Origin of the sequence: Mycobacterium terramassiliense (assembly GCF_900157385.1) — a bacterium.
GTDB lineage: Bacteria > Actinomycetota > Actinomycetes > Mycobacteriales > Mycobacteriaceae > Mycobacterium > Mycobacterium terramassiliense.
Genome location: NZ_LT717699.1, coordinates 141,894 through 159,119 on the forward strand (window position 1 = coordinate 141,894; position 17,226 = coordinate 159,119).

Below are 17,226 nucleotides of genomic sequence, written 5' to 3' on the forward strand. Positions count from 1 at the left end.
ATGGCCAGGACCCAGCAGCAGCGGCGGGAGGAGACCGTCGCGCGGCTCATCGACGCCTGCATCGACACCATCGTCGAGGTCGGCTACGCCCGGGCCTCGGCCGCCGTGATCACCAAGCGCGCCGGGGTGTCCGTCGGCGCCCTGTTCCGCCACTTCGAGACCATGGGCGATTTCATGGCGGCCACCGCATCCGAGGTGTTGCGCCGTCAGCTGGAGTCCTTCACCAAAGGGGTCGCCGAAATACCGGCCGACGGGCCGGCCCTCGAGGCCGCGCTGGCGATACTCCGCGACATCACCAGCGGCCCCACCAACGCGGTCGTCTACGAGCTGCTGATCGCCGCGCGCACCGACGAAAAGCTCAGGGAGACTTTGCGACACGAGCTCGGCCAGTACTCCGCCAAGATCGTCGAGGCCGCCCGGGCCCTGCCCGGCGCCGAGGGCTTCCCGGAGGAAACCTTCCCCGTCGTCGTGGCGCTGATGACGAATGTGTTCGACGGCGCCGCGGTGGTGGAGGGCGTGCTGCCGCAGCCGGCGATCGCGGAGCAGCGGATCGGGGTTCTCACGGCGCTGCTGACCGCGGCGCTGCCCCAATAATTTCCGCGCGTGGCTACAGCGAACCCACGCCCGTCTCGGGGTTGAGGGCGAAACCCCAGTCGAACAGGCTGGCGGCCTGATCCCAATACGACGGCCCGCCCGGTTTCACCAGCCCGTACATCATCGCGATCACCAACCGGCGGCCACCGCGCGCGGCGGCGCCGACGAAGGTCTTGCGCGCGGCGTCGGTGAAGCCGGTCTTGCCGCCGATGGCGCCGGGGTAGCGCGCTAGCAGCTCGTCCTGGTTGACGATCGGCTCGTCGCCGTGATCGCCGGGGAATGTCGCCGACGGCTCGGCGGTGATCTGGGCGAACACCGGGTTGGCGATGGCGGCCCGGAAGATGACGGCCAGGTCGTGCGCCGTGGAGGCCCCGGAGCCGCCCGGCCCGTCCAGACCCGACGGGGTCGCCGCATGGGTGCTGGTCGCGCCCAGCGACGCGGCTTTGGCGTTCATCTTGGCGACCGTCGCGTCGGCCCCGCCCAGCAGGTGCGCGAGCGTGTTGGCGGCGTCGTTGCCCGAGACCAAGAGCAGGGCGTCCAGCAGTTGGCGCGCGGTGTAGGTGCGGCCCGGCTTGATGCCGACGCAGTTGCACTCCACCTCGGTGTCGGCGGCGTCGGCGACGACGGTCGAGTCCAGGCTCACCTGGTCCAGCGCCACCAGCGCCAACAGCACCTTGATGGTGCTCGCGGGCGGGTGGACCACGTTCTGGTCGCGCCCCGCCAGCACCTGACCGCTGTCGAGGTCGGCGACGATCCAGGTCTGGGCCGGGCCCTCCGGGATGGGCACCGAGCCGATCGGCTGCGTGCTGTCGGCCCACGCGGGCATCACTCCGACGGTGGCGCCGGAAGCGACGGCCACGAGCACGGCGGCCGCGGCCATGAGCTTGCGCATGGGCCCATAGTTTAACTTCCGAGCTTGCGCCGGGCCGCCACCATAGGACTAGTGGCGATCGCGAGCGCGGTGTGCCGGGCGCGCCGGGGCGCCACCATGGACTAGTGCCAGGGCATGTCGCGCCAGGAGTAGAACTTCCCGTCGCCGATGTCGTGCACGCCGTAGTAGTCCCAGAAGTAGTCGTGGCAGACGTTGCCGTCCCACGGGACCGGCCGGCCCGCCGGCAGGACGTCGCCGGGGCACCAGTGCTGGCAGGACTTGCCGGCCGGGCACGGATCCGCCTGGGCGGACGGCGCGGCCAGCCCCGCGCCCGCGTACATCAGCAACGCGGTTGCTAATCCCGCGATCATTGCCTTCATACCCGTGGCATTATTCCCCCGCGTCGGTGCCGCTGTCCTGGGAAAACGCGAAACTCGCCGCGTGGAGTTCATGTCGTGCTCCTTCGTTGCTGCCGCTCCTGCGCCAAGTGCACACCGCACGCACGGCTACCGATCCCAACCGTGGATGCGTCGCGGTGTTGAATCGAGGCATGTTGAGCCTGGCCGAAATATCCGACCGCCTAGAGATCCAGCAGCTGCTGGTGGACTACTCCACCGCGATCGACAACCGCCGATTCGACGATCTTGACAAGGTCTTCACCGAGGACGCGTACATCGATTACACGGCCCTGGGGGGAATCGAGGGTCGCTATCCGGAGGTCAAGAAGTGGCTGTCGGAGGTGCTGCCGAACTTCCCGGTCTACGCGCACATGCTGGGGAACTTCTCGGTGCGCGTCGACGGGGACAAGGCCTCGTCGCGGGTGATCTGCTTCAACCCGATGGTGCTTGGCGGCGACAAGGATCAAGTTCTGTTCTGCGGGCTCTGGTATGACGACGAGTTCGTGCGCACCTCGGAGGGCTGGCGAATGGCCAGGCGGGTGGAAACGAAGGTCTACCAGAAGGTGATGTAGGCGAATTTCCGCCCGGCCGCCGCGTTCTGGCACAATGGGCGGCTGTCCACCGCGCGGTCACGGCCGCCCGGTGGTCAGACACGCGAGGCAAAACCGGATCCGGGCATCCCGCCCGAGTCGCTGAATTGCAGCGTGACACCACAGGAGAAGTCGCTTAACCATGGCTGTGAAGATCAAGCTCACCCGGCTTGGAAAAATCCGCAATCCCCAGTACCGCATCGCCGTCGCCGACGCGCGCACCCGCCGCGACGGCCGCTCGATCGAGGTCATCGGCCGCTACCACCCGAAGGAAGAGCCGAGCCTGATCGAGATCAACTCCGAGCGCGCCCAGTACTGGCTTTCGGTGGGCGCCCAGCCGACCGAGCCGGTCCTCAAGCTGCTGAAGATCACCGGTGACTGGCAGAAGTTCAAAGGGCTGCCGGGCGCCGAGGGCAGCCTGAAGACCGCCCCGCCCAAGCCCAGCAAGCTGGAGCTGTTCAACGCCGCGCTGGCCGAGGCCGACGGCGCCCCCACCACCGAGGCCGCGAAGCCGAAGAAGAAGGCGCCCGCCAAGAAGGCCGCCAAGGCCGCCGAACCGTCGCAGGGGCCCGCCGACGCGCCGGTGGCCGAGGCGGCTCCGCCGGCGGACGACGCGCCAGCCGAGGCCGACGCGCCGTCCGAGCCCGCCGAGCCCGCCGCGGAAAGCTGACCCGCGGTGAGCACGGTCGTCGTTGACGCAGTCGAGCACCTGGTCCGCGGGATCGTCGACAATCCCGACGATGTCCGGGTGGACATGGTGACCAATCGGCGTGGGCGCACCGTTGAGGTGCACGTCCACCCCGACGACCTCGGCAAGGTGATCGGTCGCGGCGGACGCACCGCGACCGCGTTGCGCACACTGGTCGCCGGAATCGGTGGCCGCGGCATCCGCGTCGACGTGGTGGACACCGACCAGTAGCGGAGCGCTGCGGATGGAACTCCCTTGGAGTTAACGGTCGGGCGCGTCGTCAAGGCGCACGGCATCGGCGGCGAGCTTGTCGTGGAGGTCCGCACCGACGATCCTGCCGCCCGTTTCGCCCCGGGTAATACGTTGCGCGCCAAGAACTCTCGGACCGGCGAGGCAGCCAGCTTCGTCATCGACCAGGTGCGCGAGCACGGTGCGCGGCTGCTGGTGCGATTGGCCGGGGTGGACGACCGCGACGCCGCCGACGCGTTGCGGGGCAGCCTGTTCGTGGTGGACTCGGCGGAGCTGCCGCCGATCGACGAGCCGGACACCTACTACGACCACCAGCTCGAGGGCCTGAGCGTCCGCACCGCGACGGGGCAGGACGTCGGTGTCGTCGCCGAGGTGCTGCACACCCCCGCCGGTGAGTTGCTGGCGGTCCGGCGCGGCGACGGCGGGGAGGTCTTGATTCCGTTCGTCGGCGCGATCGTCACGTCGGTGTCGCTGGACGACCGCAGCGTCGAGATCGACCCGCCCGAGGGACTGCTGGACCTGGCATGAGGATCGACGTCGTCACCATCTTCCCGGCCTATCTGGAACCCCTGCGACAGTCGTTGCCCGGCAAGGCGATTGCGTCGGGTCTGGTGGATCTGCGCGTGCACGATCTGCGGCGGTGGACCTACGACGTGCACCACGCGGTGGACGACGCGCCCTACGGCGGTGGCCCGGGGATGGTGATGAAGGCGCCGGTATGGGGGGAGGCGCTGGACGAAACGTGTTCCGGCGAGACGCTTCTGGTGGTACCCACCCCCGCCGGCGCCCTGTTCACTCAGGCGACCGCGCAGCGCTTCAGCGCCGAGCGGCACCTGGTCTTCGCCTGCGGGCGGTACGAGGGCATCGACCAGCGGGTCATCGAGGACGCCGCCCGACGGATGCGGGTCGAGGAGGTGTCGATCGGTGACTATGTGCTGCCCGGCGGGGAGTCGGCCGCCATCGTGATGATCGAAGCCGTGCTGCGGCTGCTGAGCGGGGTGTTGGGCAATCCCGCGTCGCTGCAAGAGGATTCGCACTCGCCGGCCCTCGACCGGCTGCTCGAGGGCCCCAGCTACACCCGGCCGCCCACCTGGCGCGGTCTCGACGTCCCCGAGGTTTTGTTGTCCGGTGATCACGCGCGAATCGCGGCCTGGCGGCGCGAGGTGTCGCTGCAGCGCACGCGGGAACGCCGCCCCGACCTGTTGGGCGAGTAGGCCTGGCGAGGCTGCGTCAGATCTTGCCGCTGGGGAAGATCGTCTTGACGGCCTGGGTAATGGTCTGCCGCGCGGTGGCGTCGTCGGAGGTCTGCAGGGACTGGACCACCATGATGTAGCGGTGGTCGGCACCGATCACGCCGGTCGACAGGTGCATCCAGTCGCTGCCGATGCAGCACATCCAGCCCTGCTTGACCGCCACGGGCTCGGCGAACAGCCCCTCCGGAATGCCGAACCGCTGGGGGTAACCGTCGATCCCGGTGGGGGTGGACTGGGCCAGGTCGTTGACGATGATCTTGCCCCGCTCGGCCGGCAGCCCGCCCGACCCGTCGAGCAGCATGTCGTAGTAGCGGACCAGGTCGGTCAGCGAGCTCATCGTGTTCCACCAGCGCCCGTCGCTGGGCGGGGTGGTGGACGACAGCCCGTAGCGGGCCGCGACCTGGCTGATGATGGCGTCGCCGCCGCCCTGACCCCAGAACTTCTCGGCGGCTCCGTCGTCGGATGACTGCAGCATGGCATCCAGGGCCTGGCGGTCCTCCGGGGACAGGGCGGTCCTGCCCTGCGACTCGGCCAGCAGCAGGTCGTCGGCGATGAACAGCTTGGCCACCGAGGCGGTGCCGATGACCTGGCCGTTGCCGTTGGAGACCAGCTCATGGGTCTTGCGATCGAGCACGGCGACCGACAGGGTGGCCCCGGCGGCGGCGGCTTCGTCGATGGCCTGCTGAATCCGCGCCGGCAGGCCGCCGAACACCGTCCCCGGCAGCACCTGCGGCGGCCCGTGCATCGGCACGGAGTCCAGCAGCAGCTGAACCGTCTCGGGCTGCTTGGGGGGCTGACGCACGGGCGCGCTGGTGTCCGGGCTGCCCGACACCTTCGGTTGGCTTTGGCGGTCCACCAGTGCCTCGTCGCACCCGGCCAGCACCAGCGTCACCGCCGCCACTGCGGTGAGTACGGTGAGCGGGCGGCGGCGCATGTGTGGATCTCCTAGGTTGCCTGGGGTACAACCGGCCGATTGGCGCGTTTTGACCCGAGTCATATGTAACCACTCACCAGCGTTTTCGGCTGCGTATGAACCGCGACGTTTACATGTGATTTTCAATGCACGCGCCCCATCTGGCACAATTGCTCAGTTGTCTCGAACCCGTCAGCGGGCCGGGCCGCTTCCCGGCCGCTGCGAGATGCGCATAAAAGCCCGAAACCATCGGCTTGTGACCGCCCCACGCGCGGCGTGTGGGCAGGCGTCGCAAGCCGCGACCGCAAGGAAGTGCTTCGTAGATGAACAGGCTGGACTTCGTCGACCAGGCGTCGCTGCGCGACGACATCCCGGCCTTCAGCCCGGGCGACACCATCAACGTGCACGTCAAGGTCATCGAGGGCGCCAAGGAGCGCATCCAGGTGTTCAAGGGCGTGGTGATCCGCCGCCAGGGCGGAGGCATCCGCGAGACGTTCACCGTGCGCAAGGAGAGCTACGGCGTCGGCGTCGAGCGGACCTTCCCGGTGCACTCGCCGAACATCGACCACATCGAGGTGGTGACCCGCGGCGACGTGCGCCGCGCGAAGCTGTACTACCTGCGTGAACTCCGCGGCAAGAAGGCCAAGATCAAGGAAAAGCGCTGACCGGACGCGGTTCACCAGGCCACGAACCATGCTGGCTACGCTGATCCCGTGACCGACAACGCGGACCCATCTGAGCCCCAGTCCGACGCCGGCCAACCGGAGCCGAAGGTCTCCACCCGCGACCCCGACGCGCCCGAGGGGTCCCCGCCGCCCGACGCGGCCGAGCCGGAGCCCAAGAAGAAGTCCACGCTGCGCGAACTCGCGGTCCTCGCGGTGATCGCGATCGTGCTCTATTACGTCATGCTGACGTTCATCGCCCGCCCGTACCTGATTCCGTCGGAATCCATGGAGCCCACGCTGCACGGCTGCACCGGCTGCGTCGGCGACCGGATCATGGTCGACAAGCTGACCTTCCGGTTCGGCCAGCCGCGGCCCGGCGACGTGATCGTCTTCAAGGGTCCGCCGTCGTGGAACGCCGGATACAAGTCGATCCGCTCGAACAACACCGCGCTGCGCTGGGTGCAGGACGGGCTGTCGTTCATCGGGTTCGTGCCCCCCGACGAAAACGACCTGGTGAAACGCGTCATCGCGGTCGGGGGACAGACCGTGCAGTGCCGGGCCGACACCGGCCTGACGGTCGACGGCAAGCCGCTCAAGGAGCCCTACCTGGATCCGAACACCATGATGGCCGACCCTGCGAAGTACCCCTGCCTGGGCAGCGAGTTCGGCCCGGTCGCCGTCCCGCAGGGACGGCTGTGGGTGATGGGCGACAACCGGACGCACTCGGCGGACTCGCGGGCCCACTGCACGAGCGTCCCGGCGGAAGCCCTCAAGGGCATCCTGTGCACCGGCGACCCGAATTCGGGAACGGTGCCGGTGTCCAACGTCATCGGCAAGGCGAGATTCATCGTGTGGCCGCCGTCGCGCTGGGGCGGGGTCGGATCGGTGAATCCCCAACAGGGTCAGTAGCCGTGGCCACCACGTGGCCGCCGCGGACGGTGATCCGCAAGTCATCCGGGATGCGCACCCTGGAGTCGGCGCTGTATCGCAGCGGCCTGGGACCGGTGGCCGGGGTGGACGAGGTGGGCCGCGGCGCCTGCGCCGGCCCGCTGGTGGTGGCGGCCTGCGTGCTGGGACCGGGGAGATTGGAAAGCCTTGCTGCCCTTGATGATTCGAAGAAACTTACGGAGAAGGTGCGGGAGAAGTTGTTCCCGCTCATCCGCCGCTACGCGTTGGCCTACCACGTGGTGTTCATCCCTTCGGGTGAGGTCGACCGGCGCGGGGTGCACGTGGCCAACATCGAGGGCATGCGGCGCGCGGTGGCCGGCCTGTCCGTCCGGCCGGGGTATGTGCTCAGCGACGGGTTCCGCGTGCCCGGGCTGCCGATGCCGTCGCTGCCGGTGATCGGGGGCGACGCCGCGGCCGCCTGCATCGCGGCGGCCAGCGTGCTGGCCAAGGTCAGCCGGGACCGGCTGATGGTCGCCATGGACGCCGACCACCCGGGCTACGGCTTCGCCGACCACAAGGGCTACAGCACCCCGGCGCACTCGATGGCGCTGACCCGGCTGGGGCCCTGCGCCGAGCACCGCTATTCCTTCATCAACGTCCGGCGCGTGGCTCTGGGGCCAGACGGGTCGGGCCCCACTGTGGTGGCCGAGTGCAAACCCGACCCTCCGGCCGACCATGACGGGCACCGGTGAGGAAAGATGGGACCAGGTTCCCGGCGACGGAGGCGTCTGAGCAGATGAGTGGCAGATGAGCGCGGAAGATCTCGAAAAGTACGAAACCGAGATGGAGCTCTCGCTCTACCGCGAATACAAGGACATCGTCGGCCAGTTCAGCTACGTCGTGGAAACCGAGCGGCGCTTCTACCTGGCGAACAGCGTGGAGATGGTGCCGCGCAACGCCGACGGCGAGGTGTACTTCGAGCTGCGACTGTCCGACGCCTGGGTGTGGGACATGTACCGGCCGGCCCGCTTCGTCAAGCAGGTGCGGGTGGTCACCTTCAAGGACGTCAACATCGAAGAGGTCGAAAAGCCCGAGCTGCGGCTGCCCGAGTAGCGCCGAGCGCCTAGCCGTTCGGCGGGAGCTTCGTTTCGCCGTCGGACGGCAGCTGACCGCGGCCTTCGATGACGGCGCGCGCCACGTCGGCGAGCTTGATGTTCAGGGACTGCGAGTGGCGCCGCAGCAGGTCGAACGCCTGCTCCTCGGTCATGTCGTGCAGCAGCATCAGCATGCCGACGGCCTTGCCGATCTCGCGGTTGCTCAGCAGCCCCCGACGCAGGGTCGAGGCGTCTTCGCCCTTGGCGACCGCGTTGATGGCCACGCTGGCGAACGCCGCCAGCACCGCCGCCCGGCCGGCGGATTCGGCATCGAACAGGTTGGGCGTGTCGCTGAAGAGGTTCAGCGCGGCCCCCTTGCGCTTCTCCACCAGCAGCCTAAAACCCATGGCCCCGCGCACCGGGGTTTCCCTGACCAGGACGGAGGCCAGCTTGGGCCACAGCGACGGCGTCGTCAGGTCCGTGTCGATCTGGGGCGTCTCTTCCTCGATGGCGTCGATGCACGGGCCGTCTCCGGCGCGCCGCTCCAGCTCGTCGATCTGGTATGCCATGTGGTCGCTGGCCCCGACCGTGACATAGCGGTCGCCCTCCCGCACCAGCAGGCTGGCGTGGTCACAGCCGCGGACGGTCAGGGTCGCGGCGATGCAGATGGCCGCGTACATCTGGGTGGCGTCCGAGCCTTGATAGATGATCTCGGCGAGGGCGGCGAAGACGGTCGCCGGGTCGGCCTTGTCCCCACCCGGTGTCGGACCGTCCGCGACGGCATGCGCGTCGTCTGCCACGTGGTGTCCCCGTTCCTGCGGGCCGCGTTGACCCTCAATCGCCGTAGATTATCGGTCGCCGACGCGGGCCCCACACCCTGTATGGCCCGTTGCTCAGGCGGATGGGTGGCGTGGCTGCTCACGCTCCCTTGTCGAGAGTATCGACTTGCGAGTTTGGTCACTCGTGGTTTCGAAGCGCCGCGGAAGGGAAGCTCGTTTCAAATGGGGCTATTCAAATGGGGCTAACCGTGGCGGTGACCGGACCGACCGGAGAGATCGGTATCTCGGCGGTGACGGCACTCGAGCGCGAGCCCGCCGTCGAGACCATCATCGGGATGGCGCGTCGGCCGTTCGACCCGGTCTCGTGCGGCTGGCAAAAGACGGTGTACCAACAGGGCGACATCCTCGACCGCGAGGCGGTCGACGACCTGGTGGCGCAGGCCGACGTGGTCGTCCACCTGGCGTTCATCATCATGGGCTCCCGCGAAGAGAGCTCACGCATCAACCTGCAGGGCACCCGCAACGTGTTCGAGGCGACGGTCGCGGCCGAGCGGCCGCGGCGCCTGGTGTACACCTCGTCGGTGGCGGCGTACGGCTATCACTCCGACAACCCGGTCCCGCTCACCGAGGACGTGCCCGCCCGGGGATCGGCCGAGCACTACTACTCGGAGCAGAAGGCGGCGTGTGAGGCGCTGCTGGCCGACGTCACCACGGGCTCGTCGCTCGAGGTGTTCGTCCTGCGACCGTGCGTCGTCGCGGGGCCCAAGGCGACGGCCCTGGCCGACGCGATGCCGTGGAATCAGCTGCCCGGTCCGGTGCGCGCCATGTCCAAGGTGGCCCCGATGCTGAAGCCGGTGGTGCCCGATCCGGGTTTCCCGCTGCAGCTGGTCCACCACGACGACGTCGCCGAAGCGATCGCGTTGGCGGCGACGGCCCCGGCGCCGCCCGGGGCATACAACATCGCCGGCGACGGCGTGGTGACGATTTCCGAGGTGGCCAGGGCGCTGGGCGGCCGGCCGGTACGGGTGCCCGCCGTGGCCGCCTCGGCGGCGTCCGCGGCGATTTCGCGGGTGCCGTTCGTCCCGTCCATGCTGGAATGGCTGCACGTCGCGCGGACGTCGGTGGTGATGGACACCACCAAGGCGAGGACCCAGCTGGGCTGGCGCCCGGTTCACTCGGCGCAGGAGACGCTGGCCGCGCTGGCCAATGTAGTTTGAACGCATGAGGTTCCGGCGCCGGTGAGCCATGTGACGGCGCGCCGACGCGCGCACCATCTCACCGCCGATCGGGCCGTCACCCGACCGGAAACCCTGGCCGTCGAGGAGCCGTTGGAGATCCGCGTCAACGGCGCGCCGGTCACGGTGACGATGCGCACTCCCGGCTCGGATTTCGAACTGGCGCAAGGGTTTCTGCTCACCGAAGGAGTCGTCGGGGGCCGCGACGACGTGCTGAGCATCCGCTACTGTGGCGGTCGCGACGAGGATGGGGCCAACACCTACAACGTGGTGGACGTGACCCTGGCGCCCGGGGTCGAACCGCCCGGGCTGGACGTCACCCGCAACTTTTACACCACCTCCTCGTGCGGGGTGTGCGGCAAGGCGTCGCTGGAGGCGGTGCGGCTGACCGGGCGCTTCTCGCCCGGCGCGGATCCGGCGACCGTCGCCGCCGCGACGCTGCAGGCCATGCCCTACCAACTTCGCTCCGCGCAAAAGGTTTTCGACAGTACCGGCGGGCTGCACGCCGCGGCCCTTTTCGGCGTCGACGGCACGGCGCTGGTGGTGCGCGAGGACATCGGCCGCCACAACGCGGTCGACAAGGTCGTCGGCTGGGCGCTGGAGCATGAGCGCCTCCCGCTGCGGGCGTGCGTCCTGCTGGTCAGCGGGCGCGCCTCGTTCGAGCTGACGCAAAAGGCGGTGATGGCGGGCATTCCCGTGTTGGCCGCGGTGTCGGCGCCGTCGTCGCTGGCGGTCTCGCTGGCCGAAGACTCCGGGCTGACGCTGGTGGCCTTCCTGCGGGAGGACTCGATGAACGTCTACACCAGGGCGGACCGCGTCACGTAAGCGCTGTGGATGAGCGGCCGGCTGGGGATAACCCGCTCGTGCCGGGGGCCGCCGCCGGCGGTAGCGGTCCGCCCTGTCGCGGTCGACGGGCACCGTGGCCCCCATGACGACCCACAACACGATGACCCGCGCCGAGTTGGGCGCGATGGGCGAGGCGCTCGCCGTCGATCACCTGAGCCGGATGGGGTTGCGGATCCTGGGCCGCAACTGGCGTTGCCGCTACGGCGAGCTGGACGTGATCGCCGCCGACGACGCCACCCGCACCGTGGTTTTCGTCGAGGTGAAGACCCGCACCGGCGACGGCTACGGCGGGCTGGCGAACGCGGTGACGCCGCGCAAGGTCTGGCGGTTGCGCCGGCTGGCCGGGCTGTGGCTGGCCGGCCAGCACGAGCGGTGGGCGGCGCTGCGCCTCGACGTGATCGGCGTGCGGGTCGGGCGCCGCCGGATCCCGGAGATCACCCACCTGCGGGGGGTCGGCTGATGGCGCTGGGGCGGGCGTTCTCGGTCGCGGTGCGCGGGCTGGACGGGGAGATCGTCGAGATCGAGGCCGACATCGCCTCCGGACTGCCGGGCGTGTACCTGGTGGGCCTGCCCGACGCCGCCCTGCAGGAGTCCCGGGACCGGGTGCGGGCGGCGGTCAACAACTGCGGCAACGACTGGCCGCAGGCCCGGCTCACGCTTGCGCTGTCGCCGGCGACGCTGCCGAAGATGGGCTCGGTCTACGACGTCGCCCTGGCCGCGGCCGTGCTGTCGGCGCAGCGAAAGCATGCGTGGGAGCGCCTGGAGAAGACGGTGCTGCTGGGTGAGCTGTCGCTGGACGGGCGGGTGCGCGCGGTCCGGGGGGTGCTGCCCGCCGTGCTGGCCGCCAAGCGCCAGGGCTGGCCTGCCGTCGTCGTCCCGGTGGACAACCTGGCCGAGGCCAGCCTGGTCGACGGGATCGACGTGTGGGGCGTGCGCACGTTGCGCCAGCTGCAGGGCTGGTTGAGCGGTTCCGGTGGGCTGGACGCCCGGATCAGCGCGGGCACGCCATCTCCCGAACCGGCGGCAGATCTGTCCGACGTGGTCGGGCAGTCGCAGGCGCGGTTCGCGGTGGAGGTGGCGGCGGCCGGGGCGCATCACCTGATGCTGACCGGCCCGCCCGGGGTCGGCAAAACGATGCTGGCCCAACGTCTTCCGGGCCTGCTCCCGCCGCTGAGCGAGGACGAGTCGCTCGAGGTCACCGCGATCCACTCGGTGGCCGGGCTGTTGTCCGCGGAGACGCCGCTGATCACCACGCCGCCGTTCGTGGCGCCACACCACAGCTCCAGCGTCGCGGCGCTGGTCGGCGGCGGCTCCGGGATGGCGCGCCCCGGTGCCGTCAGCCGGGCCCATCGCGGGGTGCTGTTTCTCGACGAGTGCGCCGAGATCAGCGTTCGTGCGCTGGAGGCGTTGCGAACCCCGTTGGAGGACGGGGAGATTCGTCTCGCCCGCCGTGACGGGGTGGCCTGTTACCCAGCCCGCTTCCAGCTGGTGCTGGCCGCCAACCCGTGCCCGTGCGCGCCGGCCGACCCGCGGGACTGCGTCTGCGCCGCGCCGGCCAAGCGCCGCTACCTGGGCAAGCTGTCCGGGCCGTTGATGGATCGGGTGGACCTGCGGGTGCAGATGAATCCGGTACGCGCCGGGGCGATCTCGGTCGCCGACGGCGAATCGACGGCGCAGGTTCGCCGGCGGGTGGCCACCGCGCGAGATGCGGCCGCTGCGCGTTGGCGCCCCTACGGTGTCCGCACCAACGCCGAGGTCAGCGGGACCCTGTTGCGGCGAAAGTTCCGACCCGGCAACGCCGCGATGCAGCCGCTGCGCAGGGCGCTCGACACCGGGCTGCTCAGCATCCGCGGCCTGGACCGCACGCTGCGGGTCGCGTGGAGCCTCGCCGACCTCGCCGGCCGCGACGTCCCCGGGCCCGGCGAGGTCGCGGCCGCGCTCAGCTTCCGGCAACCGGGGGCGCACCGATGACGGCCGATCCCGTGGCGCTGGCGTGGGCCTACCTGTCCCGGGTGGCCGAACCGCCCTGCGCGGTGCTGGCGGACCTCGTGGCCCGGGTCGGGCCGGTCGAGGCGGCCGAAAGGGTTCGGCGCGGCGCGGTCGACGACGGCGTCGCGCGGCACACCCAGGCCAGACGCGAAATAGACATGGCCGCATCAGATCTCGAGCTGCTCGCCGCCCGCGGCGGCCGATTGATTACCCCCGACTGCGACGAGTGGCCGCTGCTGGCGTTCGCTGCCTTCGGCGGCGCCGAGGTCAAGGTTCGCGGCGGCCCACCGCTGGTGCTATGGGCGCTGGGCCCCCAACGCCTCGACGAGGTGGCACACCGCGCCGCCGCCCTGGTGGGAACGCGTGCCTCCACCGTGTACGGCGAGCAGGTGGCCGCCGACCTGGCCGCCGGGCTGGTCGAGCGCGACGTCGCGGTGGTCTCCGGCGGAGCCTACGGAATCGACGGCGCGGCGCACCGCGCCGCGCTCGCGTCCGACGGCAGCACCGTGGCGGTGCTTGCCGGGGGCGTCGACATCCCTTATCCAGCCGGCCATGCCACGCTGTTGCACCGCATCGGCCGGCGCGGGCTGCTGTTCAGCGAATATCCGCCCGGCGTGCGGCCGGCCCGGCACCGGTTTTTGACCCGCAACCGCCTGGTCGCCGCCGTCGCCGGGGCCGCCGTGGTGGTGGAGGCCGGCCTGCGCAGCGGCGCGGCCAACACCGCGGCTTGGGCGCGGGCGCTGGGGCGGGTGGTGGCCGCGGTTCCCGGACCGGTGACGTCGTCGGCGTCGGCGGGCTGTCACGCGCTGTTGCGCAACGGCGCGGAGCTGATCACCCGGGCCGACGACGTCGTCGAATTGGTCGGCCGCATCGGCGAATTAGCGGCTGAACAGCCGCGGCCGGCCACCGAGCTGGACGGGCTGAGCGACGACGAGCGCCGGGTATACGAGGCGCTGCCGGGGCGCGGCGCTGTCACGGTCGACGAGGTCGCGATCTCGTCGGGGCTGGCCCCCGAGCGGGTGCTCGGGCCGCTGGCCATCCTCGAGCTGGCCGGGTTGGCGCAGCGCCAGGACGGGCGGTGGCGGATCGTCCGCGCCGCCGGTCGCCGCTCCGAGGCCCGGAGCTTCACGGCGCGGCTCGTATAGTCGACGGGGGTCGGGTCTGGACAGGAGGACAAGTGGCAGGTCGACCTCTGCAGAGCTTCGAAGTGGTCCGCACCGAGCAACTCACCCGGAACATGGTTCGGGTGGTGCTCGGCAGCGGTCATTTCGACACCTTCGCGCCCAGCAAATTCACCGACTCCTACGTCAAGCTGGCCTTCGTGGCCGAGGACGTCGACGTGGCCGGGCTGCCGGGGCCGTTGACCCTGGACAGCTTCAACGGGCTGCCGCCGGAGAAGAGGCCGTCGGTGCGGACCATGACCGTCCGCGGCGTCGACGTCGCGGCCGGTGAGCTGACCCTGGACATCGTGGTGCACGGCGAACACGGCATCGCGGGCGCCTGGGCGGCGGCGGCCCAACCCGGTCAGCCGATCTACCTGATGGGTCCCGGCGGCGCCTACACCCCCGACCCGGCCGCCGACTGGCACCTGCTGGCCGGCGACGAGTCGGCGCTTCCGGCGATCGCCGTGGCGCTGGAAGCGTTGCCCCCCAACGCCGTCGGCAAGGCGTTCCTCGAGGTCGCCGGCCCCGAAGACGAGATCCCGCTGAGCGCGCCGGACAACGTCGAGGTGAGCTGGGTCTACCGCGGTGGCCGCGCCGACCTGGTGCCCGAGGACCGCGCCGGGGATTTCGCGCCGCTCATCGAGGCGGTCACCACGGCCCCGTGGCTGCCCGGGCAGGTGCACGTGTTCATCCACGGCGAGGCGCAAACCGTCATGCACAACCTGCGCCCCTACATCCGCAAAGAGCGTGGCGTGGACGCGAAATGGGCGTCGTCGATCTCGGGCTACTGGCGCCGCGGCCGCACCGAGGAAACGTTCCGGCAGTGGAAGAGGGAATTGGCCGAGGCGGAGGCGGGCGCTTAACCCATGGCCCACTTCGGCGACTACCAGAACGAGATCTACCTGCAGGGCCTGGCCGGAGTGGTGCCGCCGCTGCCGATGGCCTTCGCGGAGCTGGAGGCCAAGGCCGCCACGGCGCTGCCGCCCTCGGTCTGGTCCTACGTCGCGGGCGGGGCCGGCGACGAGCGCACGCAGCGGGCCAACTGCACGGCCTTCGAGGGGTGGGGCCTGATCCCGCGCATGTTCGTCGGCGCCGCCCAGCGCGACCTGTCCGTCGAGCTGTTCGGCATGACCCTGCCGTCCCCGGTCTTCATGGCCCCCATCGGGGTCATCGGCCTGTGCGCCCAGGACGGCCACGGCGACCTGGCCACCGCGCGCGGCCGCGCGCACCGGCGTCCCGATGGTGGCCTCCACGCTGACGGTCGACCCGATGGAGGAGGTCGCCGCCGCCCTGGGGGACACGCCCGGCTTCTTCCAGCTGTACACGCCGAACGACCGCGAGCTGGCCGCCAGCCTCGTCCAGCGCGCCGAGGCAGCGGGCTTCAAGGGCATCGTCGTGACCCTCGACACCTGGGTCACCGGGTGGCGGCCGCGCGACCTGGGCACGTCGAACTTCCCCCAGCTGCGCGGGCACTGCCTGGCCAACTACACCAGCGACCCCGTGTTCCGCGCCGGTCTGCAGCGCCCGCCGGAGGAGGACCGCCAGGGCGCCACCCTGCGCTGGGTGCAGGTCTTCGGAAACCCCCTGAGCTGGGACGACCTGCCGTGGCTGCGCTCGCTGACCGACCTGCCGCTGCTGGTGAAGGGGATCTGCCACCCCGACGACGCCCGGCGCGCCATCGACGGCGGCGTCGACGGCATCTACTGCTCCAACCACGGCGGCCGGCAGGCCAACGGCGGGCTGCCGGCGATCGACTGCCTGCCCGGGGTGGTGGAGGCCGCGGGTGGGCTGCCGGTGCTCTTCGACTCGGGCATCCGCAGCGGCGCCGACGTCATCAAGGCGCTCGCGCTGGGCGCGACGGCGGTCGGGATCGGCCGCCCGTACGCCTACGGCCTGGCCCTCGGCGGCATCGACGGCATTGTGCACGTGCTGCGGGCGATCCTCGCCGAGGCCGACCTGATCATGGCCGTCGACGGATATCCCACCCGCAAAGATCTCACCCCGGAAACGCTGCGGCGCGTCACCTGAACCCAAGCCCCGGCGCCTGCGAACGTAAAGGCGTGGAGGCGATCCTCGACGAGTTCGACCAATACCTGGACCTGCAATGCGGGCGCTCGGCGCACACCCGCCGGGCGTACCTGGGCGACCTGCGCTCGCTGTTGGCGTTTCTCGACGGCCATCCGAACGGGACGAGCCTGGAGGCGCTGAGCCTGCCGGTGCTGCGCGCGTGGCTTGCCGCGGCCGCCGGCGCCGGGGCGGCCCGCACCACCTTGGCCCGTCGCACCTCGGCGATCAAGGCGTTCACCGCATGGGCGGCGCGGCGGGGCCTGCTCGCGGGCGATCCGGCCGCGCGGCTGCAGGTGCCCAAAGCGCACCGCACCCTGCCGTCGGTGCTGCGCCAGGATCAGGCGCTCGACGCGATGGCCGCCGCCAAATCCGGTGCGGGGCAAGGCGATCCGCTGGCCCTGCGGGACCGGCTGATCGTCGAGCTGCTGTACGCCACCGGCATCCGGGTCAGCGAGCTGTGCGGCCTGGACCTCGACGACGTCGACGCCCACCACCGGCTGGTCCGGGTGCTCGGCAAGGGCAACAAGCAGCGCACCGTGCCGTTCGGGATGCCGGCCGCCGAGGCCCTGAACGCCTGGCTGACCGACGGGCGGCCCGCCCTGGCGACCGCGGGTTCCGGGCCGGCGCTGCTGCTGGGCGCGCGCGGCCGGCGGCTCGACGTGCGCCAGGCCCGCACCGTCGTGCACCAGACCGTCGCCGCGGTGGACGGCGCGCCCGACATGGGGCCGCACGGGCTGCGGCACACCGCGGCCACGCACCTGCTGGAGGGCGGCGCCGACCTGCGGGTCGTCCAGGAGCTGCTCGGCCATTCCAGCCTGGCGACCACCCAGCTGTACACCCACGTCGCGGTCTCCCGGCTGCGGGCGGTGCACGACCAGGCCCACCCGCGGGCCTGAGCGGTGCGCTGAGCGCCGTGGGTGTGCGGCCCGGGCGACGACACGCCG

At 70.8% G+C, this 17,226-nt stretch carries 20 protein-coding genes and 2 pseudogenes; 18 read left to right on the forward strand and 4 right to left on the reverse strand.

Annotated features, from left to right (window positions below):
• The gene (locus MTAB308_RS04775) at window positions 1-594 is read left to right on the forward strand and encodes a TetR/AcrR family transcriptional regulator (RefSeq protein ID WP_077098330.1); all 594 of its coding nucleotides are present in this window, start codon (window positions 1-3) and stop codon (window positions 592-594) included.
• A gap of 13 nt (window positions 595-607) precedes the next feature.
• Here the strand turns inward: MTAB308_RS04775 and MTAB308_RS04780 are convergent, their stop codons facing one another.
• Both MTAB308_RS04780 and MTAB308_RS04785 read right to left on the reverse strand, forming a co-directional pair.
• Window positions 608-1,486 (reverse strand): D-alanyl-D-alanine carboxypeptidase family protein, encoded by an 879-nt coding sequence (locus tag MTAB308_RS04780; RefSeq protein ID WP_077098332.1) that lies wholly within the window; start codon window positions 1,484-1,486, stop codon window positions 608-610.
• 101 nt (window positions 1,487-1,587) lie between these two features.
• Window positions 1,588-1,845 carry a hypothetical protein gene (locus MTAB308_RS04785; protein WP_077098335.1) on the reverse strand — a complete coding sequence of 86 codons (258 nt, stop codon included), beginning with the start codon at window positions 1,843-1,845 and terminating at the stop codon, window positions 1,588-1,590.
• A 170-nt stretch (window positions 1,846-2,015) separates the two neighbouring features.
• On the opposite strand from MTAB308_RS04785, the gene MTAB308_RS04790 reads away from it, so the two are divergent.
• The 5 genes from MTAB308_RS04790 (at window position 2,016) to trmD (ending at window position 4,604) form a co-directional block, all read left to right on the forward strand.
• Complete coding sequence (locus MTAB308_RS04790; protein ID WP_077098337.1) at window positions 2,016-2,435, forward strand: nuclear transport factor 2 family protein; 420 nt, start codon at window positions 2,016-2,018, stop codon at window positions 2,433-2,435.
• Window positions 2,436-2,595: 160 nt separating this feature from the next.
• On the forward strand, window positions 2,596-3,123 hold the full coding sequence (gene rpsP, locus MTAB308_RS04795; protein WP_077098339.1) for a 30S ribosomal protein S16: 528 nt from the start codon (window positions 2,596-2,598) through the stop codon (window positions 3,121-3,123).
• 6 nt (window positions 3,124-3,129) lie between these two features.
• Complete coding sequence (locus MTAB308_RS04800) at window positions 3,130-3,372, forward strand: RNA-binding protein (protein WP_029114920.1); 243 nt, start codon at window positions 3,130-3,132, stop codon at window positions 3,370-3,372.
• Between the two features lie 24 nt (window positions 3,373-3,396).
• Entirely contained in the window at window positions 3,397-3,918 is a 522-nt protein-coding gene (gene rimM, locus MTAB308_RS04805; RefSeq protein ID WP_077098341.1) for a ribosome maturation factor RimM, read from the forward strand.
• Entirely contained in the window at window positions 3,915-4,604 is a 690-nt protein-coding gene (gene trmD / locus MTAB308_RS04810) for a tRNA (guanosine(37)-N1)-methyltransferase TrmD (RefSeq protein WP_077098343.1), read from the forward strand. The genes rimM and trmD overlap by 4 nt, the downstream gene beginning before the upstream one ends.
• A gap of 16 nt (window positions 4,605-4,620) precedes the next feature.
• On the opposite strand, the gene MTAB308_RS04815 is transcribed toward trmD, so the two are convergent.
• Entirely contained in the window at window positions 4,621-5,577 is a 957-nt protein-coding gene (locus tag MTAB308_RS04815; RefSeq protein WP_077098345.1) for a serine hydrolase, read from the reverse strand.
• Window positions 5,578-5,879: 302 nt separating this feature from the next.
• On the opposite strand from MTAB308_RS04815, the gene rplS reads away from it, so the two are divergent.
• The 4 genes and pseudogenes from rplS to MTAB308_RS04835 all read left to right on the forward strand — a co-directional run bounded on the left by rplS (window position 5,880) and on the right by MTAB308_RS04835 (window position 8,222).
• Entirely contained in the window at window positions 5,880-6,221 is a 342-nt protein-coding gene (gene rplS / locus MTAB308_RS04820; RefSeq protein ID WP_012393605.1) for a 50S ribosomal protein L19, read from the forward strand.
• A 48-nt stretch (window positions 6,222-6,269) separates the two neighbouring features.
• A complete protein-coding gene (gene lepB / locus MTAB308_RS04825; protein WP_077098347.1) occupies window positions 6,270-7,130 on the forward strand; it encodes a signal peptidase I in 861 nt (286 codons plus the stop codon).
• Window positions 7,131-7,132: 2 nt separating this feature from the next.
• Window positions 7,133-7,901 (forward strand): annotated as a pseudogene (locus tag MTAB308_RS04830) (ribonuclease HII).
• A gap of 15 nt (window positions 7,902-7,916) precedes the next feature.
• The gene (locus tag MTAB308_RS04835) at window positions 7,917-8,222 is read left to right on the forward strand and encodes a DUF2469 domain-containing protein (protein WP_007171389.1); all 306 of its coding nucleotides are present in this window, start codon (window positions 7,917-7,919) and stop codon (window positions 8,220-8,222) included.
• 10 nt (window positions 8,223-8,232) lie between these two features.
• Here the strand turns inward: MTAB308_RS04835 and MTAB308_RS04840 are convergent, their stop codons facing one another.
• Entirely contained in the window at window positions 8,233-9,003 is a 771-nt protein-coding gene (locus MTAB308_RS04840) for a GAF and ANTAR domain-containing protein (RefSeq protein ID WP_077098351.1), read from the reverse strand.
• A 215-nt stretch (window positions 9,004-9,218) separates the two neighbouring features.
• On the opposite strand from MTAB308_RS04840, the gene MTAB308_RS04845 reads away from it, so the two are divergent.
• From MTAB308_RS04845 to MTAB308_RS04880, 8 genes and pseudogenes are all read left to right on the forward strand, one after another.
• Window positions 9,219-10,199: an NAD-dependent epimerase/dehydratase family protein gene (locus MTAB308_RS04845; protein ID WP_077098353.1), complete on the forward strand. Its 981-nt coding sequence runs from the start codon at window positions 9,219-9,221 to the stop codon at window positions 10,197-10,199.
• Between the two features lie 21 nt (window positions 10,200-10,220).
• Window positions 10,221-11,042, forward strand: a complete 822-nt coding sequence (gene fdhD, locus MTAB308_RS04850) for a formate dehydrogenase accessory sulfurtransferase FdhD (RefSeq protein WP_077098355.1) — start codon at window positions 10,221-10,223, stop codon at window positions 11,040-11,042.
• Between the two features lie 103 nt (window positions 11,043-11,145).
• Window positions 11,146-11,523 carry a YraN family protein gene (locus tag MTAB308_RS04855; protein WP_077098357.1) on the forward strand — a complete coding sequence of 126 codons (378 nt, stop codon included), beginning with the start codon at window positions 11,146-11,148 and terminating at the stop codon, window positions 11,521-11,523.
• The gene (locus tag MTAB308_RS04860) at window positions 11,523-13,034 is read left to right on the forward strand and encodes a YifB family Mg chelatase-like AAA ATPase (protein WP_077098359.1); all 1,512 of its coding nucleotides are present in this window, start codon (window positions 11,523-11,525) and stop codon (window positions 13,032-13,034) included. Before MTAB308_RS04855 ends, MTAB308_RS04860 begins: the two co-directional genes overlap by 1 nt.
• Window positions 13,031-14,197 carry a DNA-processing protein DprA gene (gene dprA / locus MTAB308_RS04865; RefSeq protein WP_077098361.1) on the forward strand — a complete coding sequence of 389 codons (1,167 nt, stop codon included), beginning with the start codon at window positions 13,031-13,033 and terminating at the stop codon, window positions 14,195-14,197. Before MTAB308_RS04860 ends, dprA begins: the two co-directional genes overlap by 4 nt.
• Before the next feature lie 32 nt (window positions 14,198-14,229).
• Complete coding sequence (locus MTAB308_RS04870) at window positions 14,230-15,078, forward strand: siderophore-interacting protein (RefSeq protein WP_077098363.1); 849 nt, start codon at window positions 14,230-14,232, stop codon at window positions 15,076-15,078.
• A gap of 3 nt (window positions 15,079-15,081) precedes the next feature.
• Window positions 15,082-16,243, forward strand: a pseudogene (locus MTAB308_RS04875) (lactate 2-monooxygenase).
• Window positions 16,244-16,275: 32 nt separating this feature from the next.
• Window positions 16,276-17,178: a tyrosine recombinase XerC gene (locus MTAB308_RS04880; RefSeq protein WP_077098365.1), complete on the forward strand. Its 903-nt coding sequence runs from the start codon at window positions 16,276-16,278 to the stop codon at window positions 17,176-17,178.
• The last annotated feature ends 48 nt before the right edge of the window (window positions 17,179-17,226 follow it).

What these genes read in the sequence shown, in the direction of transcription:
- MTAB308_RS04775 (WP_077098330.1), top strand. Translation starts at nt 1, where the DNA reads ATGGCCAGGACCCAGCAGCAGCGGCGGGAGGAGACCGTCGCGCGGCTC.
- MTAB308_RS04780 (WP_077098332.1), bottom strand. Translation starts at nt 1,486, where the DNA reads ATGCGCAAGCTCATGGCCGCGGCCGCCGTGCTCGTGGCCGTCGCTTCC.
- MTAB308_RS04785 (WP_077098335.1), bottom strand. Translation starts at nt 1,845, where the DNA reads ATGAAGGCAATGATCGCGGGATTAGCAACCGCGTTGCTGATGTACGCG.
- MTAB308_RS04790 (WP_077098337.1), top strand. Translation starts at nt 2,016, where the DNA reads ATGTTGAGCCTGGCCGAAATATCCGACCGCCTAGAGATCCAGCAGCTG.
- rpsP (WP_077098339.1), top strand. Translation starts at nt 2,596, where the DNA reads ATGGCTGTGAAGATCAAGCTCACCCGGCTTGGAAAAATCCGCAATCCC.
- trmD (WP_077098343.1), top strand. Translation starts at nt 3,915, where the DNA reads ATGAGGATCGACGTCGTCACCATCTTCCCGGCCTATCTGGAACCCCTG.
- MTAB308_RS04815 (WP_077098345.1), bottom strand. Translation starts at nt 5,577, where the DNA reads ATGCGCCGCCGCCCGCTCACCGTACTCACCGCAGTGGCGGCGGTGACG.
- rplS (WP_012393605.1), top strand. Translation starts at nt 5,880, where the DNA reads ATGAACAGGCTGGACTTCGTCGACCAGGCGTCGCTGCGCGACGACATC.
- MTAB308_RS04835 (WP_007171389.1), top strand. Translation starts at nt 7,917, where the DNA reads ATGAGCGCGGAAGATCTCGAAAAGTACGAAACCGAGATGGAGCTCTCG.
- MTAB308_RS04845 (WP_077098353.1), top strand. Translation starts at nt 9,219, where the DNA reads ATGGGGCTAACCGTGGCGGTGACCGGACCGACCGGAGAGATCGGTATC.
- MTAB308_RS04855 (WP_077098357.1), top strand. Translation starts at nt 11,146, where the DNA reads ATGACGACCCACAACACGATGACCCGCGCCGAGTTGGGCGCGATGGGC.
- MTAB308_RS04860 (WP_077098359.1), top strand. Translation starts at nt 11,523, where the DNA reads ATGGCGCTGGGGCGGGCGTTCTCGGTCGCGGTGCGCGGGCTGGACGGG.
- dprA (WP_077098361.1), top strand. Translation starts at nt 13,031, where the DNA reads ATGACGGCCGATCCCGTGGCGCTGGCGTGGGCCTACCTGTCCCGGGTG.